Source organism: Pelagihabitans pacificus (assembly GCF_009371985.2).
In the GTDB taxonomy this organism is placed as follows: Bacteria; Bacteroidota; Bacteroidia; order Flavobacteriales; family Flavobacteriaceae; genus Pelagihabitans; species Pelagihabitans pacificus.
In genome coordinates, this window is record NZ_VIKU02000002.1 from 140,183 (window position 1) to 156,633 (window position 16,451).

The 16,451-nt window shown below is 43.4% G+C and carries 14 protein-coding genes; 10 read left to right on the forward strand and 4 right to left on the reverse strand.

The features are described from left to right. Positions 1–18 precede the first annotated feature (18 nt). The 3 genes from FK220_RS07985 (at position 19) to FK220_RS07995 (ending at position 3,595) form a co-directional block, all read left to right on the forward strand. Positions 19–2,115, forward strand: coding sequence for a tetratricopeptide repeat-containing sensor histidine kinase (locus FK220_RS07985; protein WP_152573790.1), 2,097 nt, complete (start codon positions 19–21; stop codon positions 2,113–2,115). Positions 2,116–2,123: 8 nt separating this feature from the next. Beyond that, entirely contained in the window at positions 2,124–2,795 is a 672-nt protein-coding gene (locus FK220_RS07990) for a response regulator (RefSeq protein ID WP_152573791.1), read from the forward strand. 122 nt (positions 2,796–2,917) lie between these two features. Continuing rightward, positions 2,918–3,595 carry a hypothetical protein gene (locus FK220_RS07995; RefSeq protein WP_152573792.1) on the forward strand — a complete coding sequence of 226 codons (678 nt, stop codon included), beginning with the start codon at positions 2,918–2,920 and terminating at the stop codon, positions 3,593–3,595. 22 nt (positions 3,596–3,617) lie between these two features. Here the strand turns inward: FK220_RS07995 and glyA are convergent, their stop codons facing one another. Next, on the reverse strand, positions 3,618–4,892 hold the full coding sequence (gene glyA / locus FK220_RS08000) for a serine hydroxymethyltransferase (protein WP_152573793.1): 1,275 nt from the start codon (positions 4,890–4,892) through the stop codon (positions 3,618–3,620). A 111-nt stretch (positions 4,893–5,003) separates the two neighbouring features. Here glyA and fahA point away from each other — a divergent pair, with 111 nt between their 5' ends. Next, positions 5,004–6,287 carry a fumarylacetoacetase gene (gene fahA / locus FK220_RS08005; RefSeq protein WP_152573794.1) on the forward strand — a complete coding sequence of 428 codons (1,284 nt, stop codon included), beginning with the start codon at positions 5,004–5,006 and terminating at the stop codon, positions 6,285–6,287. 121 nt (positions 6,288–6,408) lie between these two features. Beyond that, on the forward strand, positions 6,409–7,596 hold the full coding sequence (locus FK220_RS08010) for a hypothetical protein (RefSeq protein WP_152573795.1): 1,188 nt from the start codon (positions 6,409–6,411) through the stop codon (positions 7,594–7,596). A gap of 33 nt (positions 7,597–7,629) precedes the next feature. Here the strand turns inward: FK220_RS08010 and ytxJ are convergent, their stop codons facing one another. Then, on the reverse strand, positions 7,630–8,025 hold the full coding sequence (ytxJ, locus tag FK220_RS08015) for a bacillithiol system redox-active protein YtxJ (protein WP_152573796.1): 396 nt from the start codon (positions 8,023–8,025) through the stop codon (positions 7,630–7,632). Between the two features lie 203 nt (positions 8,026–8,228). Between ytxJ and clpB the strand changes: the two genes are divergently transcribed. Together clpB and FK220_RS08025 are read left to right on the forward strand one after the other, a co-directional pair. Continuing rightward, positions 8,229–10,829, forward strand: a complete 2,601-nt coding sequence (clpB, locus tag FK220_RS08020; RefSeq protein ID WP_152573797.1) for an ATP-dependent chaperone ClpB — start codon at positions 8,229–8,231, stop codon at positions 10,827–10,829. 130 nt (positions 10,830–10,959) lie between these two features. After that, positions 10,960–11,556, forward strand: coding sequence for a TetR/AcrR family transcriptional regulator (locus tag FK220_RS08025; protein ID WP_152573798.1), 597 nt, complete (start codon positions 10,960–10,962; stop codon positions 11,554–11,556). Between the two features lie 29 nt (positions 11,557–11,585). Here FK220_RS08025 and FK220_RS08030 read toward each other — a convergent pair whose 3' ends face one another. Next, positions 11,586–13,349, reverse strand: coding sequence for a PorP/SprF family type IX secretion system membrane protein (locus FK220_RS08030; RefSeq protein ID WP_152573799.1), 1,764 nt, complete (start codon positions 13,347–13,349; stop codon positions 11,586–11,588). Between the two features lie 178 nt (positions 13,350–13,527). Between FK220_RS08030 and FK220_RS08035 the strand changes: the two genes are divergently transcribed. Further along, entirely contained in the window at positions 13,528–14,085 is a 558-nt protein-coding gene (locus FK220_RS08035) for a SixA phosphatase family protein (RefSeq protein ID WP_152573800.1), read from the forward strand. Positions 14,086–14,169: 84 nt separating this feature from the next. Then, positions 14,170–14,631, forward strand: coding sequence for an SsrA-binding protein SmpB (gene smpB, locus FK220_RS08040; RefSeq protein ID WP_152573801.1), 462 nt, complete (start codon positions 14,170–14,172; stop codon positions 14,629–14,631). An 11-nt stretch (positions 14,632–14,642) separates the two neighbouring features. On the opposite strand, the gene FK220_RS08045 is transcribed toward smpB, so the two are convergent. Continuing rightward, a complete protein-coding gene (locus FK220_RS08045; protein WP_152573802.1) occupies positions 14,643–15,284 on the reverse strand; it encodes a protein-L-isoaspartate(D-aspartate) O-methyltransferase in 642 nt (213 codons plus the stop codon). Between the two features lie 200 nt (positions 15,285–15,484). Between FK220_RS08045 and FK220_RS08050 the strand changes: the two genes are divergently transcribed. Next, entirely contained in the window at positions 15,485–16,444 is a 960-nt protein-coding gene (locus tag FK220_RS08050) for a Gfo/Idh/MocA family protein (RefSeq protein WP_152573803.1), read from the forward strand. Positions 16,445–16,451 lie beyond the last annotated feature (7 nt).

Here is a 16,451-nt window from a genome sequence, read left to right on the forward strand (position 1 = left end):
TTTTTTTATCTTGGTAATATGTATGCTAAGCCAAACCTTAAACTTTTCGCGTTTCTTTCCTTTTTGGCTTTGCAGGTCTTGTGTTTATCAAACTGCACCGGTAATAATTCCCAGAAGGTAAGGCAGTCGATATCACAGACGAATGATAGCATTGGTTATTGGTTAAAAAAGAGTAATGAAATATCCGATACAGAATACCGGAACCGACTTAGAAAGGCATATGATTGGGCGATTGGCGAAAAGGATGATTCTTTAAGAAGTCACTATTTTTCACGAATTTCCTATGCCTACCTCCAACTTAATGACTCCCTAGACTTTAGAAAGACCAACAAAACTACCATAGCACTTGCCAAAAAAATAAAAGATACGGCCACCCATGCTGCAGCACACTGGGACCTAGCTGCCTTTTTTAGACGGTATGCGGTACAGGATAGTGCTTACTATCATTACGCGGAAGCCCAAAAACTTTACGCTGAGAGCAATAACGATTTTTATGCGGGTCGGATGTTGTACAATATGGGGAAGGTACAAGCTGATGTGAAGGACTTTACGGGAAGTGAAATCAACCTCATTAGGGCAATAGAACTACTGAAACCATTGGATAAAAACGAGCAACTCTATAGATGTTATAATGTGTTGGGAATCGTTAGCAAAGGCCTGAAGGAATATGGGAATGCGATTGACTACTACCAGAAAGCCCTTCAATATGCAAACGAAGTCGGGCTTACTCCTAGCCGATTTTCTACTATTCAAAACAATATAGGGGTGGTCTATCAGGAAAAAGGAGAACATGCCAAAGCTGTCGCAATTTTTAACGAGGTCCTGAACAGGGATAACCTTTCCTTAAGTCCTGAAGACTATGCTCGAACATTGGATAATTTGGCCTATAACCAGTTTAAAGCTGGAATCAACGAGGAGGGTGTGCAGGAAAAACTAAAGCGCGCTTTGCAGATAAGGGATAGCATCCAGGACATTACCGGCGTAGCCGGAAGCTATTTTAGTCTTGCGGAGTTCTATCTACATCAAAACGATTCCACCAAAGCGTTGGAAACCGCTTTAAAAGCCCGGAATTTTGCGGAGGAAAGCAGTAATAATGAGCGCCTTCTTCAAGCTTTTGAACTTCTTGCAAGACTCGACCCCAAAAATGCGGTTATTCATGCAGAATCCTATATTAAATTGAACGATAGCTTGCAGCAAGACGAGCGCAAGGCCCGTAATAAATTTGCACGTATTCGCTTCGAAACCAACGAGACCATTGAACAAAACAGGCTGTTAGCCCAACAAAAGCAGTTATGGGTAGGTATTGCGGTTGCCCTTTTATTGATGGCATTGGCCGCCTTTTTATTTATCGATCAACGGGTCAAAAACCAAAAATTACGCTTTCAAAGGGAACAACAGGCGAGTAATGAAAAAATATTTAACCTACTCTTGGAACAAAAGCAAAAGGTAGAGGAAGGAAAGAAGATTGCACAAAAACGAATTTCCGAAGAATTACACGACGGCGTGCAAGGTAGAATTCAAGGCGTACGCATGCTATTGACCGGCCTCAATAAGCGAAACACCCCAGAGGCCATAGAAGAGCGATCGGAGGCCATCAAGGAATTACAAGACATTCAAGAAGAGGTGAGAGTAATTTCCCACGAATTAAGTCATGCCGCTTACCAAAAAATACATAACTTTATCAATACAATTGAAGAATTGCTCAGAGATGTACAGACGAGTGCCCAACTGCAATACACGTTTGAATATGACGAAAATTTTGATTGGGACATGTTGAACAGTGATATCAAGGTAAATCTGTACCGCGTGATTCAAGAAAGTCTTCAAAACTGTGTAAAACACGCCAAGGCAGGCAACGTTAAGGTTCGTTTTGAAATCGAAAATGACCAAATGTTGAACGTTTCCATTGCTGACGACGGCAAGGGTTTTGAAATAAGAAAGGGCAAAAAGGGAATTGGCTTGCGAAACATTGCCTCACGAATCGAAAAAATAGGGGGTGATTGGGATATTGGTAGTAGCATCGGGAAGGGTACTACGGTTTCCTTTTCCATACCTATTTTGTCATCCAAGGCAGGAGAGGATGCAATAAATGAAAAAGAATTTCAAGAAGCATAAGCGAAACAATGGAGGAGGTTGTAACAATTTTAACGGTCGATGATCATAAGATGACCGCTTTAGGTTATAAGTATATTCTGGAAGATGCCGTTTTCGATGATTTTAGCGTGAGGGTCGAGGTAGCCAATGGCTATTTGGAAGGTGAAAAGAGAATTAAGGACGCTGAAGGCACCAAGCGGTACGATATCATCTTACTCGACATTCAACTATTTCCTGCGGAGGCCAAGGATCAACGAACCGGTCAGGATTTGGGCAAACTAGCGCGAAAACTGGTACCTGAGAGTAAAGTCGTCTTTATGTCCTCTTTTAGTGATAGTTATCGAATAAATAGCATATGCCAAGCGGTCAACCCCGATGGATATTTGGTAAAATCCGAGATAGACGAACTATCGCTGATCGATATGGTCAAAACCGTGATATCCAAACCGCCTTACTATACCCACTTGGCTTTGGTCGCGGCCCGAAAAAATATCGCTCAGACCTTTAAGGTAGATGAGCATGATCAGGCAATCCTTTATCAGCTATCGATAGGAACAAAGACCAAGGACATGACCTCGGTAATTCCGCTTTCCCAAGCGACTATTGATAATAGAAAACGCGCCTTGAAATTGAATTTCGGCGTTCCCGATAAAAATGATTTGGCCTTGATCGAAGAAGCCCGGAACAGAGGTTTTATCTAAAAAATTAGACGAAATACACCCAATCAGGAAAAAAACCTAATTTTTCTAAGGTTTTTCTATAATGTACATGCCCATTTAACGGCTATTTTTGTATGGAGTTGAACCATTCGATAGCTGATTGTATGTCGTTGCACCTAGATAACTTCAAAAACCAACCTCCCATCTCTGTCATTGAAGACAATGATATTGCTGGGCTTTTTATGTTCAAAAAGAGCTTGGAAAAACTCTTTTTCTCCGAGGTGGTCATCAGAAATAGTGCCACTGAGGGCCAAACGGTAAAATTGATTATCGAGGTTTCGTGTAACTTCAACCTGATTGAAGGTATGACCAATCTAGAGCAAAATATTTGGGCTCAGTGTTTCAATGTTGAAGGTAGTTTCGAAAATTCCCGGTTTTATAATTTAGTCCGACAACTGCAACTGCTCAACAACTTTGAAATCGATGTGGAAGAATTTTCCATTATCTTCAACGATTGCAATTTGATTATTAACAAAATCTATGAGGGTAGCATCCCCGAGCAGCTGGGTTCCATTTTAACCAAGGTATCCCAGCACTATGTAAATCTTACCAAAAATTATTTAGAGGTTCCCTTTGAAATATTTATTCCAATTTTCGAGGAAATAAACAAAACCAACGAAGCTGATTCCCCACCCTTTAAAAGTGTTGAATTGGAAAAACAGAGAAAGAAAGCTTACTTCAACTATTGGGGGCTTTATTTCTATTCTGAAGACGATGGTTTGGTCTATACCCTACAAGAGGCATCGATTATCTCGGGTGAACTCAATATGTTGACCGAATAATCGTTCCCCCATGCCTTTTCTTCTAGGCATTAAAAAGAGGTCTCCCCTGCATTAATTCATTCACTTCGCCTTTCACCTCTTTAAGCTCCTGTTCATTTTCTGAATTCATCAACACCCGATCTACCAGATCTACGATATTATTCATATCAGTTTCCTTCAACCCGCGAGTCGTAATGGCAGCGGTGCCAAAGCGTATTCCCGAAGTAACGAAAGGAGACTTATCGTCGAAAGGAACCATATTCTTATTGGCCGTAATATCTGCCTTGACCAACGCGGCCTCCGCATCTTTCCCCGAGATATGCTTGTTCCTCAAATCGATTAGCATCATGTGGTTATCGGTACCTCCCGAAATAAGATGGTACCCTTTCGCTACAAAAGCTGCCGCCATTGCGGCGGCATTTTTCTTAACCTGAAGCATGTACCGTAAAAAATCATCTGAAAGCGCCTCTCCGAATGCAATGGCCTTGGCCGCGATAATATGTTCCAACGGACCGCCCTGATTACCGGGGAACACCGCTAGGTTCAAGAGCGCCGACATTTTTCGCAGCTTTCCATTCTTCAACTTAATTCCGAAAGGATTGTCGAAATCCTCACCCATCAGAATGAGTCCGCCCCTAGGTCCTCTTAAGGTCTTATGGGTGGTGGTCGTTACAATATGGCAATGTGGTAAGGGATCGTTCAAAATCCCTTTGGCTATCAACCCGGATGGGTGGGAAATATCGGCCAATAACAAGGCACCCACACTATCTGCGATCTCGCGAAACCTCTTAAAGTCCATGTCCCTGGAATAAGCAGAAGCCCCGGCAATGATCATCTTGGGTCTTTCCTTATCGGCTATTTCTTGTATGTTGTCGTAGTTCAACAGTCCCGTCTCCTCCTCTACCCCATAAAAAACAGGGTTGTAGAGACGTCCGGAGAAGTTCACGGGAGATCCATGGGTCAAATGTCCACCATGGGAAAGGTCAAAGCCTAAAATCTTATCGCCAGGTTGTAGACAGGCATGATATACCGACGCATTTGCCTGGGACCCTGAATGCGGTTGTACGTTTGCATAGGCCGCTCCGAAAAGCTCCTTGGCACGATCAATTGCAATCTGTTCAATAATATCGACAATTTCACAACCTCCATAGTACCGTTTCCCGGGATACCCCTCGGCATATTTGTTCGTCAGTACCGAACCGGCAGCCTCCATTACCTGTGGACTGGTAAAATTTTCCGAAGCAATGAGCTCTATCCCTTGGGTTTGGCGTTCCTCTTCAGCCGCTATGAGGTCAAAAATTTGATTGTCGCGTTGCATATTGAAAGTTTGTGTTAAATGAGTCGCAAAAATACAAATTGGCCGTAGTTAATAGGTATAAAATAATATATTTGATAAGGATTTTATTAAACAACAATTAACAATTTATGTATGCCCTGGAACACTAATGATCCTCAAATAAATTCATGGCTACCCGTGCCCGAAAACTCTGATTTCCCTATCCAAAATATTCCTTTTGGGGTATTCCTCACAAGGGATGATATCATTACCATCGGCACCCGAATTGGGGACCATGCCATCGACTTGGGTGCCCTACATCAATTAGGCTATTTCGAGGGCATCCCCTTGACCGATGATATTTTCCTACAGGATACCTTGAACGATTTTATTTCGGACGGAAAGAAAACGTGGCGTTTGGTACGGAATAGAATTAGTGAAATCTTTGATGTCGAAAATAAGACCTTACAACAAAACGACGATCACAGGAATACTGTACTGTTCTCCATGGATGAGATTGAAATGCAGCTTCCAGTGCAGATTGGCGACTATACCGACTTTTACTCGAGCAAAGAGCATGCTACCAATGTTGGAAGCATGTTTCGAGATCCCGACAAGGCATTAATGCCTAACTGGTTGCATATCCCGGTAGGCTACCATGGACGAAGCTCTACCATTGTACCCAGTGGCACACCTATTCGAAGACCCAAGGGACAGACGCTACCCAAGGGTGCCGACACTCCGGTTTTTGGTCCTTCGAAAAGGGTTGATTTCGAATTGGAAATGGCCTTTATCACCACCGACGCGAATGTGCTGGGCGAGCCTGTCCCTATCGATGAGGCGGAAGACTATATTTTTGGACTGGTACTTTTTAATGATTGGAGTGCACGGGACATTCAGAAGTGGGAATACGTTCCTCTGGGACCTTTTCTTGCAAAAAACTTTGCTTCCAGTATTTCCCCATGGATTGTGACCTTGGATGCGCTGGAACCTTTTCGGGTGCAAAGCCCAACGCAACATCCCACTCCGTTACCCTATCTTCAGCAAAAGGGCCTTCACAGTTTCGATATCAAACTGGAAGTGGCGATTACTCCTGAAAATGGCCAACCCAATACGGTAAGCCGATCGAATTTCAAATTTATGTATTGGACAATGGCCCAACAATTGGCCCATCATACCATAAACGGATGTAAGATCAATAGTGGGGACATGCTGGGGAGCGGCACTATTTCGGGGTCCACTCCCGACTCGTATGGGTCAATGCTCGAACTGGCCTGGCAGGGAACCAAACCCATACAGCTCAGTGATGGGAGCAAACGTAGTTTCATCGAAGATAATGACACCGTAATAATGAGGGGCTATTGCGAAAAAGATGGAATGCGCATCGGTTTCGGGGAGGTAAGTACCAAGCTACTTCCGGCCTTTACAAACAAGTAAAGTATCCCATTTATACATTTTTGGCGATAGAATACGATATTTCATCGTTTTGCGTTGTATACAAACACAATTTTGGCATGGCTGTTGAAATTGGGCATGTATAATCGTAAAAACTACCGTCATGAAAAAAATATTATTCTCCGGAATATTTTCGTTCCTATTACTTGCCTGTGGAGGAGTAAAAAAGACACAAGAGGCTGTCAATAGCGGCAATTACGGAAATGCAATCGACAAATCGATCCGTAATTTGGTCGGGAACAAATCAAAAAAGGGCAATCAGCCATACATCCTTTTACTAGAAGAGGCCTATCAGAAGAATACCGAACGTGAACTACAACGAATCGCCTTTTTGGAAAAAGAGGAGAATCCTGCAAATTATGAAGCGATCTTTAAGGGATATTCGAAGCTTCGTACCATCCAACAACGAATAAGGCCACTTTTGCCCCTTTACATCATCGAGGAAAACAGGGATGCAAAATTCTCGTTTAGGAATTATGAAAACGAGCTGTTGGACGCCAAAGATCAGCTCTCTGAATATCTTTATGACAATGCATCGGATTTGTTAGAAAATGCCACCAACAAACAGGACTATCGTAAAGCATACGATGATTTTACCTATTTGAACGAAATCAACCCTGGTTTTGAGGATACGAAACAGCGGATGGAGGAAGCTCATGCGAAAGGCTTGGACTACGTGAAAGTAGCAATGGTGAACGAGACAGATCAAATTATTCCCGAAAGACTTCAAGAGGAATTATTGAATTTCAATACCTATGGACTGGATGAATTATGGACCCGATACCATACCACCATCTTACCTAACGTTGCTTATGATTATGATATGCAGGTCGCTTTCAGGGAAATAAATATTTCTCCGGAACAGGTAAATGAGAAACAGATCATCAAGGAGAAGCAGGTCAAAGATGGCTACCGATATGCTGTAGACACCAACGGTAACGTCGTGCGGGATAGCCTCGGCAACAAAATCAAGATAGACAACTTTAAAACGGTCCGATGCGATTTCTACCAGTTTACCCAATTCAAGGCTGCGCAAGTAACCGGTCAGGTTCGATACAAAGACCTAAGTACCGAACAGGAAATCAATTCTTATCCGTTATCGAGTGAATTCGTTTTTGAACATGTCTACGCCGATTACAATGGGGACAAAAGAGCCCTGGACACCGATTTGGTCCCGTTGCTCAATCTTGCGGCCGTCCCATTTCCCACCAATGAGCAAATGGTGTATGATGCAGGTGAAGATTTAAAGTCCAGATTAAAGAATATCATTCTCAGACATCGATTCAATTAATTGGAAAGGGCGCCTTTTGGCGCCCTTTTTTTCTTAAAGATACCTTTCCAAATCTACTTCCGTAATCGCTCCATGGGAGGCATGCGCGACCACTGTTCCATTTCGTATCACCAGTAATTGGGGTGACTGATGTACGACCTGAAAATGATGGCCGATCTCATTTGAAACCTCACGGTACGCATGTATGTCAAGGTAATACAAGTCGATTTGATCATTCGTAAAACGATAATTTCCTCCGAACAGGTTCATCACCATCCGGCTAATGCCGCAAGTGTTGGAATGCTTAAAGATCAGTTGGGTTTTGGAACTTGATTTCTGGCCAATCTCGCTTAATTGGTCCAAGGAAGTTAAAGGAATCCAGGGTACAACTTTCTTGGCCGTCTTCTCTTTTTCACCTTTCCCTCCAAATAAACTATCGAATACACCCATACTTTATAAACTACTAATTACTGTTATTTCCAACGTAACCGGGTCGTCATACTTCTAAAAAACGAAGCCGGCCCATCACTCACAGACTGCCGTAATGTCTTGCTATTGCCGTGTTTAACCGTCATTTTGTCTGCTTGACCTCGTTGGTAAGATTATTGACCTTTAAGAATCAAAAATAGACAATAACGGCAAAAAAATAAATCATGAATAGTAACAATTATACCATAAAATCACAAGAAGCCTTGCAACTGGCGCAACAGCTCGCACAAGGTATGGGTCATCAGCAGATAGAGAACGAACATCTTTTCAAGGCCATCCTAGAGGTCGATGAAAACGTGGTTCCGTTTATCCTGAAGAAGCTCAATGTGAACGTTTCCTTAGTACAACAGATTCTGGAAAAGGAGCTCGAAAGCTTTCCGAAAGTTTCTGGCGGAAATCTCATGTTTTCGAACGAAGCGGGCAAAACGGTGAACGAAGCCAACATCATCGCCAAAAAAATGGAAGATGAATTCGTTTCCATAGAGCATCTTTTTTTGGCCATTTTTAAGTCCAAGAGTAAAATCGCCCGAATCCTGAAAGACCAAGGTGTCACCGAAAAAGACCTTAAGGTCGCGATAGATGAGCTACGAAAAGGCGGCAAGGTAACCTCACAAAGTGCCGAGGATACCTATAATTCCCTAGATAAATATGCCAAAAACCTAAATCGGTTGGCAGATAGCGGCAAGTTAGATCCGGTCATTGGACGGGATGAGGAAATTCGCCGAATTTTACAGATTTTATCAAGAAGAACCAAGAATAACCCCATGTTGGTCGGTGAACCCGGAGTGGGTAAAACGGCTATTGCCGAAGGCCTCGCCCATCGTATCGTTCAAGGTGATATTCCAGAGAATTTAAAAGACAAGGTCATTTACTCGCTCGATATGGGTGCCTTGATCGCGGGGGCTAAATACAAAGGTGAATTTGAGGAACGACTCAAGTCGGTCATTAAAGAAGTGGTTTCGTCAGATGGTAACATTGTCTTGTTCATCGATGAGATCCATACATTGGTAGGTGCAGGTGGCGGTCAAGGTGCCATGGACGCGGCAAACATCCTTAAACCTGCCTTGGCACGTGGGGAGCTTCGCGCCATAGGGGCAACCACCTTGGATGAATACCAGAAGTATTTCGAGAAAGACAAGGCGCTGGAACGCCGCTTTCAAAAGGTTATGGTCGACGAACCCGATACCGAGAGTGCCATATCTATTCTAAGGGGTATCAAGGAAAAGTATGAGGCCCATCATAAGGTACGCATCAAAGACGAGGCGGTCATTGCAGCGGTAGAACTTTCACAGCGTTATATCACGAACCGTTTTCTGCCCGATAAGGCCATTGACCTAATGGACGAAGCGGCCTCCAAATTGCGAATGGAAATTAATTCAAAACCCGAGGAACTCGATGTGCTCGACCGGAAAATCATGCAATTGGAAATCGAGATCGAGGCCATTAAACGTGAAGAAGACCACGCAAAGTTAAAGTTGCTCAATGTAGACCTTGCTAATTTAAAGGAAGAACGCAACCAGATTTTTGCCCAATGGGAAAGTGAAAAAACGGTGGTCGATAACATTCAGCAGACCAAGCAGGATATCGAAAACTATAAGCTTGAGGCTGAACGGGCCGAACGGGAAGGTGACTACGGCAAAGTAGCGGAACTACGCTACGGAAAGACCAAAGAAGCACAAGAAAGGCTTGAATTACTCCAAAAGGAATTGGCAGAACAGCAAAGCAGCGGCGTATTGATCAAGGAAGAGGTCACAAACGAAGATATTGCCGAGGTAGTTGCTAAATGGACTGGTATCCCCGTAACCAAAATGTTGCAGAGCGAAAGGGAAAAGTTGTTAAAACTGGAAGAAGTGCTTCATAAACGCGTTGTGGGACAAGAAGAGGCGATTCAAGCCGTATCCGATGCGATTCGTAGAAGCAGGGCTGGCTTGCAAGACGCAAAGCGTCCGATTGGTTCCTTTCTTTTTTTGGGAACTACCGGTGTCGGAAAAACGGAGCTGGCAAAGACCTTGGCGGCCTACTTGTTCGATGATGAAAACGCCATGACCCGCATCGATATGAGTGAGTATCAAGAAAGGCACTCCGTGAGTCGACTGGTAGGTGCCCCTCCAGGATATGTAGGCTATGATGAAGGTGGTCAATTGACCGAAGCGGTTCGGCGCAGACCCTATTCGGTGGTTTTATTGGACGAAATTGAAAAAGCCCATCCTGATACTTTTAATATTCTTTTGCAGGTATTGGACGAAGGAAGATTGACCGACAATAAAGGTCGGGTGGCCGATTTTAAGAATACCATTATTATCATGACCAGCAATATGGGTAGTCATATAATACAAGAGCAGTTCGAAAACAGTAATGACATCTATAGCGCTACTGAAACCGCTCGCATCGAGGTCCTGGGTTTGTTGCGCAAAACAATACGACCTGAATTTCTTAACAGAATCGATGACATTATTATGTTCACACCATTGAGCGAGGAAGATATCACCAAAATCGTTTCCTTACAGCTAGCTCAATTGAAAAAAATGTTGAACAAACAACACATTACCATTGATGCGACGGAAGAGGCGATCGCGTATCTTGCGAAGAAAGGGTACGATCCCCAATACGGCGCTAGACCTATTAAAAGGGTAATTCAGAAAGAGGTGCTCAATAACCTTTCAAAAGAATTGCTCAGCGGTACCATTAAGGCAGATAGTATTGTACTTATCGATTCGTTTGAGGATTCCTTGGTATTTCGAAATCAAAACGAGTTGGTGGAATAAATGGGCAAATTGACAATTTTATCTAGAATTTTTGTAAAAAGAGCGGTCAAAAATTGACCGCTCTTTTTTATCCTCGGTATATACCATACAGTATATAATTTTTTTATCTTCGTAGGAAATTGCTTGAAATATGTCTACCAAAGCCGAACGAACCACAGCCTATATTATTGAAACCGTAGCCCCCGTATTCAACAAGCATGGATTTGCAGGAACGAGCATGAGTGACCTCACCGAGGCTACCGGCTTGACCAAAGGGGCTCTATATGGTAATTTCGAAAATAAGGAGGCCCTGGCCTTGGCGGCTTTCGAATACAACAGCAAACGCTTGCTGGAAGCAATCGATGAACAGTTAGACAGCGCGGATAATGCCCTTGACCGGATTTTTAAACTGACCGACTTTTACCGCTCCTATAACGAATTTACAGAGTCTATGGGAGGATGCCCAGTATTAAACGTAGGGGTAGATGCCCTTCACAACAATAGGATGTTGAGCGCGGCCACTAAAGAAACCATTAAAACCATTGAGGGTAAAATCGCCTTGGTTTTTGAGAAAGGGGTCAGCAATGGTGAATTACGATTACCTGTGACTCCCCTGCAATTCGCCAAACAACTATTTACGATGCTACAAGGTGCTGTCTCAATGGCCACCATGACCGGGGATCGAAAGTACTTGCTTAATACGGTCGCCTATCTAGAGCAACTAATAAAAAGAGAACTCAAGAAATAGGTACATTAAAAAACCAATGGCTAGGTTCTCTATTTCCCGACTACACGGAAAATCCACGTTTTGCCAGTGTAACGACCTCCGAACTGACTGTCCCTTGCCCTTCGCGCCTCACCGATGCTATCGTATCTTTCCAAATAGACGTAATTGTAATTGTTAAGGCTCCGAAGGAACGACTGTGGCTGCAATCCTTGATTCGATAAGTCTCGCATGAACGCCTCGAAATATTTCTTGGTGCCGAAAACATTAGCAATGAGATAGAATCCAGGTTCTAGTCCGTCTTCGGTAGTCACCTCCTCATACTTCTCGCCCTTCCGGGGCGTTACCGTGTCCTTTTGTGTCTCGGCCGCCTTTTGTTCCGTCTCAGCTAGTTTCTTTGCGGCTTCGGCTGCTGCCTGCACAGTTGAATCCTGTATTCTTTGTTGTTCAATCGCAAGCTTTTCCCGAGTCTTTGCCCTTTCAATAGAGTCCAGCCTGTTCCTTTGCAGCTCGGCCAGCGCTTTTCTTCTTTCTTCCTCTGCTGCCAATGCGTCGATTGAATCCTGCATCCGCTGTTTCTTCAAAGCTGCCGCTTTTTGTTCTTCCTCAAGGGCTTTCTCTTGTTGTTTACGCAGCTTTTCGGCCTCTATCTTCTCTTGCTCCAGTGCTTCGGCTTTTTCTTTCTCCAATCGTTCTTTTTTCAAGACTTCCTCTTGCTGCCTACGCAATTTTTCGGCTTCTATCTTCTCTTTCTCGAGAGCTTCGGCCGCTGCTTTTTCCCGCTCTAGTCGTTCTCTTTCCAGGGCTTTTTCTTCCTTTGCAATCTTTTCCTCAGGTTCCTCGGCTTCTTCCGTTTCTTTCTCCTCCACAGGTACCTCCACGATGGCCTCTTCCTTCTTGATTAGCGGTTCAGAATCGGACTTCGGTTTAAAATAATAGGCTGCGAATACCTCAAAGGTCGCATCCCTGCCGTCTAATTCAGCGTCAGTTGCAAATTCTACCAAGGCCCCGACCGATATTTTCTTCAAAAATCGCCCTCCGGCTCCTACTGAAATTCCATAAAAATCGTTGTATCCCACCTGACCCCAATACTTTTCGGTCGTATAGAGCGCGTTCAACCCGAATTGATTGTCCTGGTTGGGAATCGTCTTATAGTAAAGAGCCGGTCTTAGCGCGGAAGAAGGGTCCTGCCCCAACTGAAAATCGTACGAAGCCGATGTTAAAAAGATTCGGTCGGAGGGTCCCGTATTCCGCTCACTGGTCGCAAAATTAAAATCAAAAAGGTTCTCCGATGCCAGACCAATGTTTAGCTTGTTCCATTGCACAAAGATGCCAGGTGCCATCTGCAAAACAAAACCGTCCGCACTATCATTAATCGGTAACTGAATTTGCGGGTCGATAACAAACCGGTCATCCGCCAAATCTTGGTTAAAGCCAAAAAAGTTCATCCCGGCGCCAAAGCTTATCTTGGGATTGAATTCATATACAAAGGCATAATTCAAAATGCCACCGGTATTGACATAAACTCCCGTATTATGTTGATAAAAACCAGCACCAAATGCCGATTTGGCCTTTATTTTTCCAGTATAATTCAGAAAAATGGTAGTGGGATCTCCATCCACTTGTTGCCATTGCCACCTTGTCCACAAAGCAATAGACGGGGGACTGTTTCGCAACATTGAAAAAGCAGGATTAAACAGACTGGAATTATACTCTGTAAGATTATGCTGACGAAGGTCTGCCGGAACCGTAACCTCCTGAGCGGCAGACCTAAACAGCAACAACGATAACAGAAAAAATACCCATGGTTTAGTCATATGCAAAAAAACAAAAAACAATAGGCATCACATACTATTTTCGACTTATTTTAGTTAGATAAGAAGAAAAGTTTTCAACAATGATGAAAGCCTTTTATTAGAAGAGCTGCCTATAAGGTTTTGGGAGCGAGAAAAAGAATTGATACCATACTGACCATTAACTATGAACCTTTCAATAATGAAACAGACTCAGCTATTTGTTTTATCGCTCCTGTTAATTGTAATTGCCTCTTGTAAGGAAGACAGGAAAGTCGAGGATGTCCAAGCAACGATTGAAACCGGCACTTCCACTTTCTATCTTATTCGCCATGCGGAGAAAGACCGATCGGATGACCAAGACCCCGACCCCGAACTCACACAAAGAGGTCTTGGGAGAGCCATGCACTGGGCGGAAATTCTGAAGGATACGGAGTTGGATGCCATTTATAGCACCGATTACCAAAGGACTTCGATGACTGCGGCTCCGACCTCGGTGAAGCAGAATATCGACGTACAATACTACGATCCACAGACTATGGACATAGATCAGTTCAAGTCCGATAACCTGAACAAAAATGTATTGGTAGTCGGCCATAGCAATACGACACCCAGTTTTGCCAACCTTTTGTTGGGCGAAGACAAATACTACCAGATGGACGATACTGACAATGGCAGCCTTTATATCGTACAGATTGTGAATGGTGAGGCCACTTCGCAAAAACTATATTTCAACTGCAACTGCCCCAAACGCGAGTAAACATGCGCTAATATGTCGCCGACCTTTATTCGCAACAGATATTGGTTGACATGTTTTCGATAATTGTGCCTATTTTTGCAGGCAATGCAGCGAAACATCAACATTAAAAACAAGAAGGCGCGATTCGAGTATGAGCTGTTAGATCAATTTACAGCTGGTCTGGTATTGTCAGGTACCGAAATCAAATCGATTCGGTTAGGAAAAGCTTCTATTACCGAAAGCTTCTGTGAGTTTAATGACAAAGGGGAGCTGTTTGTGATCAACATGCAAATAGATGAATATATGCATGGTTCCCACTACAATCACAGGCCTAAGGCCGAGCGTAAGCTGTTATTGAACAAAAGAGAGCTTCAAAAATTACAAAAAGAGGTCAAGACTTCGGGCTTGACCATCGTTCCGCTTCAGCTATTCATCAACGACCGCGGACTTGCCAAGATGAAGATTGCACTAGCAAAAGGCAAGAAACTCTACGATAAAAGGGAAACCATTAAAGATCGCGACAACAAACGCAACCTTGATAGAATAAAAAAGAGTTTCAACAACTAGGGATATATCCGTCAGTTTTTGTCCTCCAACAGGGGTACAAAACGGAATGAGCCAAATTCTTTTTTCTCGAATTCCTTCTCCGATTTCCTTATAAACAGAGTCATAACCTGTTCGTTGGTCCCCACTGGTATTACCAGCCTACCCCCAATTTTAAGTTGTGCCATCAACGCCTTCGGCACCCGGGGTGCGCCGGCGGTGACGACGATTCCATCAAAAGGGGCTTCCTCCGGAAGTCCTTTATAACCATCTCCAAAAATGAATTTTTTTGGTCTATAACCCATTTTTTTAAAGAAGATTGTCGTTTTTTTAAATAACTCGAGCTGCCGCTCAATGGTATACACCTTGGTTTTTAGCCGCAAAAGCACAGCGGTTTGGTAGCCACTTCCGGTGCCGATTTCCAAGATTTTTTGGTCAGGTTCCAATTGAAGCAGTTCCGTCTGGAAAGCTACGGTGTACGGCTGCGAAATCGTCTGATCGGCCGCAATCGGAAAAGCCTTGTCCTGATAGGCGTGGCCTTCAAAACTACTGTCCATGAATAGATGCCTGGGGATAGTTCTAATGGCTTCGAGCACCTTTTGGTCGACAATGCCTTTCTCGACAAGGATATCGGCCAGTTTGTTGCGCATTCCGCGATGCTTAAGGGTATCTTTCAAAAGGTTTGGTTTTAATGCACAAAGTTAGGAAAGTTAATCAATTCAAGGATAGGAATAGTACGGATGCGGCGGACTTTTAAAAATAGCTTTTGGAAAGTTTTTAGTGGCGTATGCGTTCAAATTAAACAAACTTTGAAAAGGGAAACCGGGAACTCCTAAAACTCACAAACTATCCTTATTTTTGACATAAATCAAATACTATGTTGAAGGTCGGAGTGCTGGGCGCAGGACATTTAGGAAAAATACACTTACGCCTGCTCAATGAATCTGAAAAATATGAACTCGTCGGGTTCTACGACCCCGATGCTATAAACGGTCACAAAGTGTCCGCCGAATTTGGGTACAGCTACTTCGAAAATATCAATACCCTTATAGATTCAGTGGAAGTAGTCGATATCGTAACCCCCACCCTATCGCATTACGAATGTGCAAAAAAGGCCATTGAAAAGGGAAAGCACATTTTTATCGAAAAACCGATAACGAACACCTTGGAAGAGGCGGAAGACTTGATTTTATTATCTAGAAAATATGGCGTGAAAGGGCAGGTGGGGCATGTTGAACGATTTAATCCCGCATTTACCGCTGTAAAGGATAACATTCAAAATCCCATGTTCATCGAGACCCACCGGTTGGCAGAATTCAATCCAAGAGGTACCGATGTTCCGGTAGTACTCGATTTGATGATTCACGATATAGATGCCATCTTAAGTGTGGTAGCTTCCGAAGTGAAAAGCATTACCGCAAGTGGTGTTTCGGTCATCAGTAACTCTCCGGATATTGCAAACGCCCGAATCGAATTTGCAAACGGTTGTGTCGCGAACCTTACCGCAAGTAGGATTTCCTTAAAAAGCATGCGAAAATCCAGGTTTTTTCAGAAAGACGCTTACATTTCGGTCGACTTTCTCGAAAAAAAGGTCGAAGTGGTCAAAATGAAAGATGCACCCGAAAAACCCGGCGATTTTGATATGATTCTCCAGAATGCCGAGGGAGTCAAAAAACAAATCTATTTTGAAAATCCAGAGGTATCCGACAATAATGCTATCCTAGACGAATTGGAAACTTTTGCAGATGCCATAAACAACAATAGCGTTCCCGTAGTGACGCTCGAACAAGGTACCAATGCCCTTCGGGTCGCACTTCAAATCATACAATCCTTTTAATATGACC

Excerpts from the sequence above, each read along its gene's own strand:
- FK220_RS07985 (WP_152573790.1), top strand. The coding sequence starts at position 19 with ATGTATGCTAAGCCAAACCTTAAACTTTTCGCGTTTCTTTCCTTTTTG.
- FK220_RS07990 (WP_152573791.1), top strand. The coding sequence starts at position 2,124 with ATGGAGGAGGTTGTAACAATTTTAACGGTCGATGATCATAAGATGACC.
- FK220_RS07995 (WP_152573792.1), top strand. The coding sequence starts at position 2,918 with ATGTCGTTGCACCTAGATAACTTCAAAAACCAACCTCCCATCTCTGTC.
- glyA (WP_152573793.1), bottom strand. The coding sequence starts at position 4,892 with ATGCAACGCGACAATCAAATTTTTGACCTCATAGCGGCTGAAGAGGAA.
- fahA (WP_152573794.1), top strand. The coding sequence starts at position 5,004 with ATGCCCTGGAACACTAATGATCCTCAAATAAATTCATGGCTACCCGTG.
- FK220_RS08010 (WP_152573795.1), top strand. The coding sequence starts at position 6,409 with ATGAAAAAAATATTATTCTCCGGAATATTTTCGTTCCTATTACTTGCC.
- ytxJ (WP_152573796.1), bottom strand. The coding sequence starts at position 8,025 with ATGGGTGTATTCGATAGTTTATTTGGAGGGAAAGGTGAAAAAGAGAAG.
- clpB (WP_152573797.1), top strand. The coding sequence starts at position 8,229 with ATGAATAGTAACAATTATACCATAAAATCACAAGAAGCCTTGCAACTG.
- FK220_RS08025 (WP_152573798.1), top strand. The coding sequence starts at position 10,960 with ATGTCTACCAAAGCCGAACGAACCACAGCCTATATTATTGAAACCGTA.
- FK220_RS08030 (WP_152573799.1), bottom strand. The coding sequence starts at position 13,349 with ATGACTAAACCATGGGTATTTTTTCTGTTATCGTTGTTGCTGTTTAGG.
- FK220_RS08035 (WP_152573800.1), top strand. The coding sequence starts at position 13,528 with ATGAAACAGACTCAGCTATTTGTTTTATCGCTCCTGTTAATTGTAATT.
- smpB (WP_152573801.1), top strand. The coding sequence starts at position 14,170 with ATGCAGCGAAACATCAACATTAAAAACAAGAAGGCGCGATTCGAGTAT.
- FK220_RS08050 (WP_152573803.1), top strand. The coding sequence starts at position 15,485 with ATGTTGAAGGTCGGAGTGCTGGGCGCAGGACATTTAGGAAAAATACAC.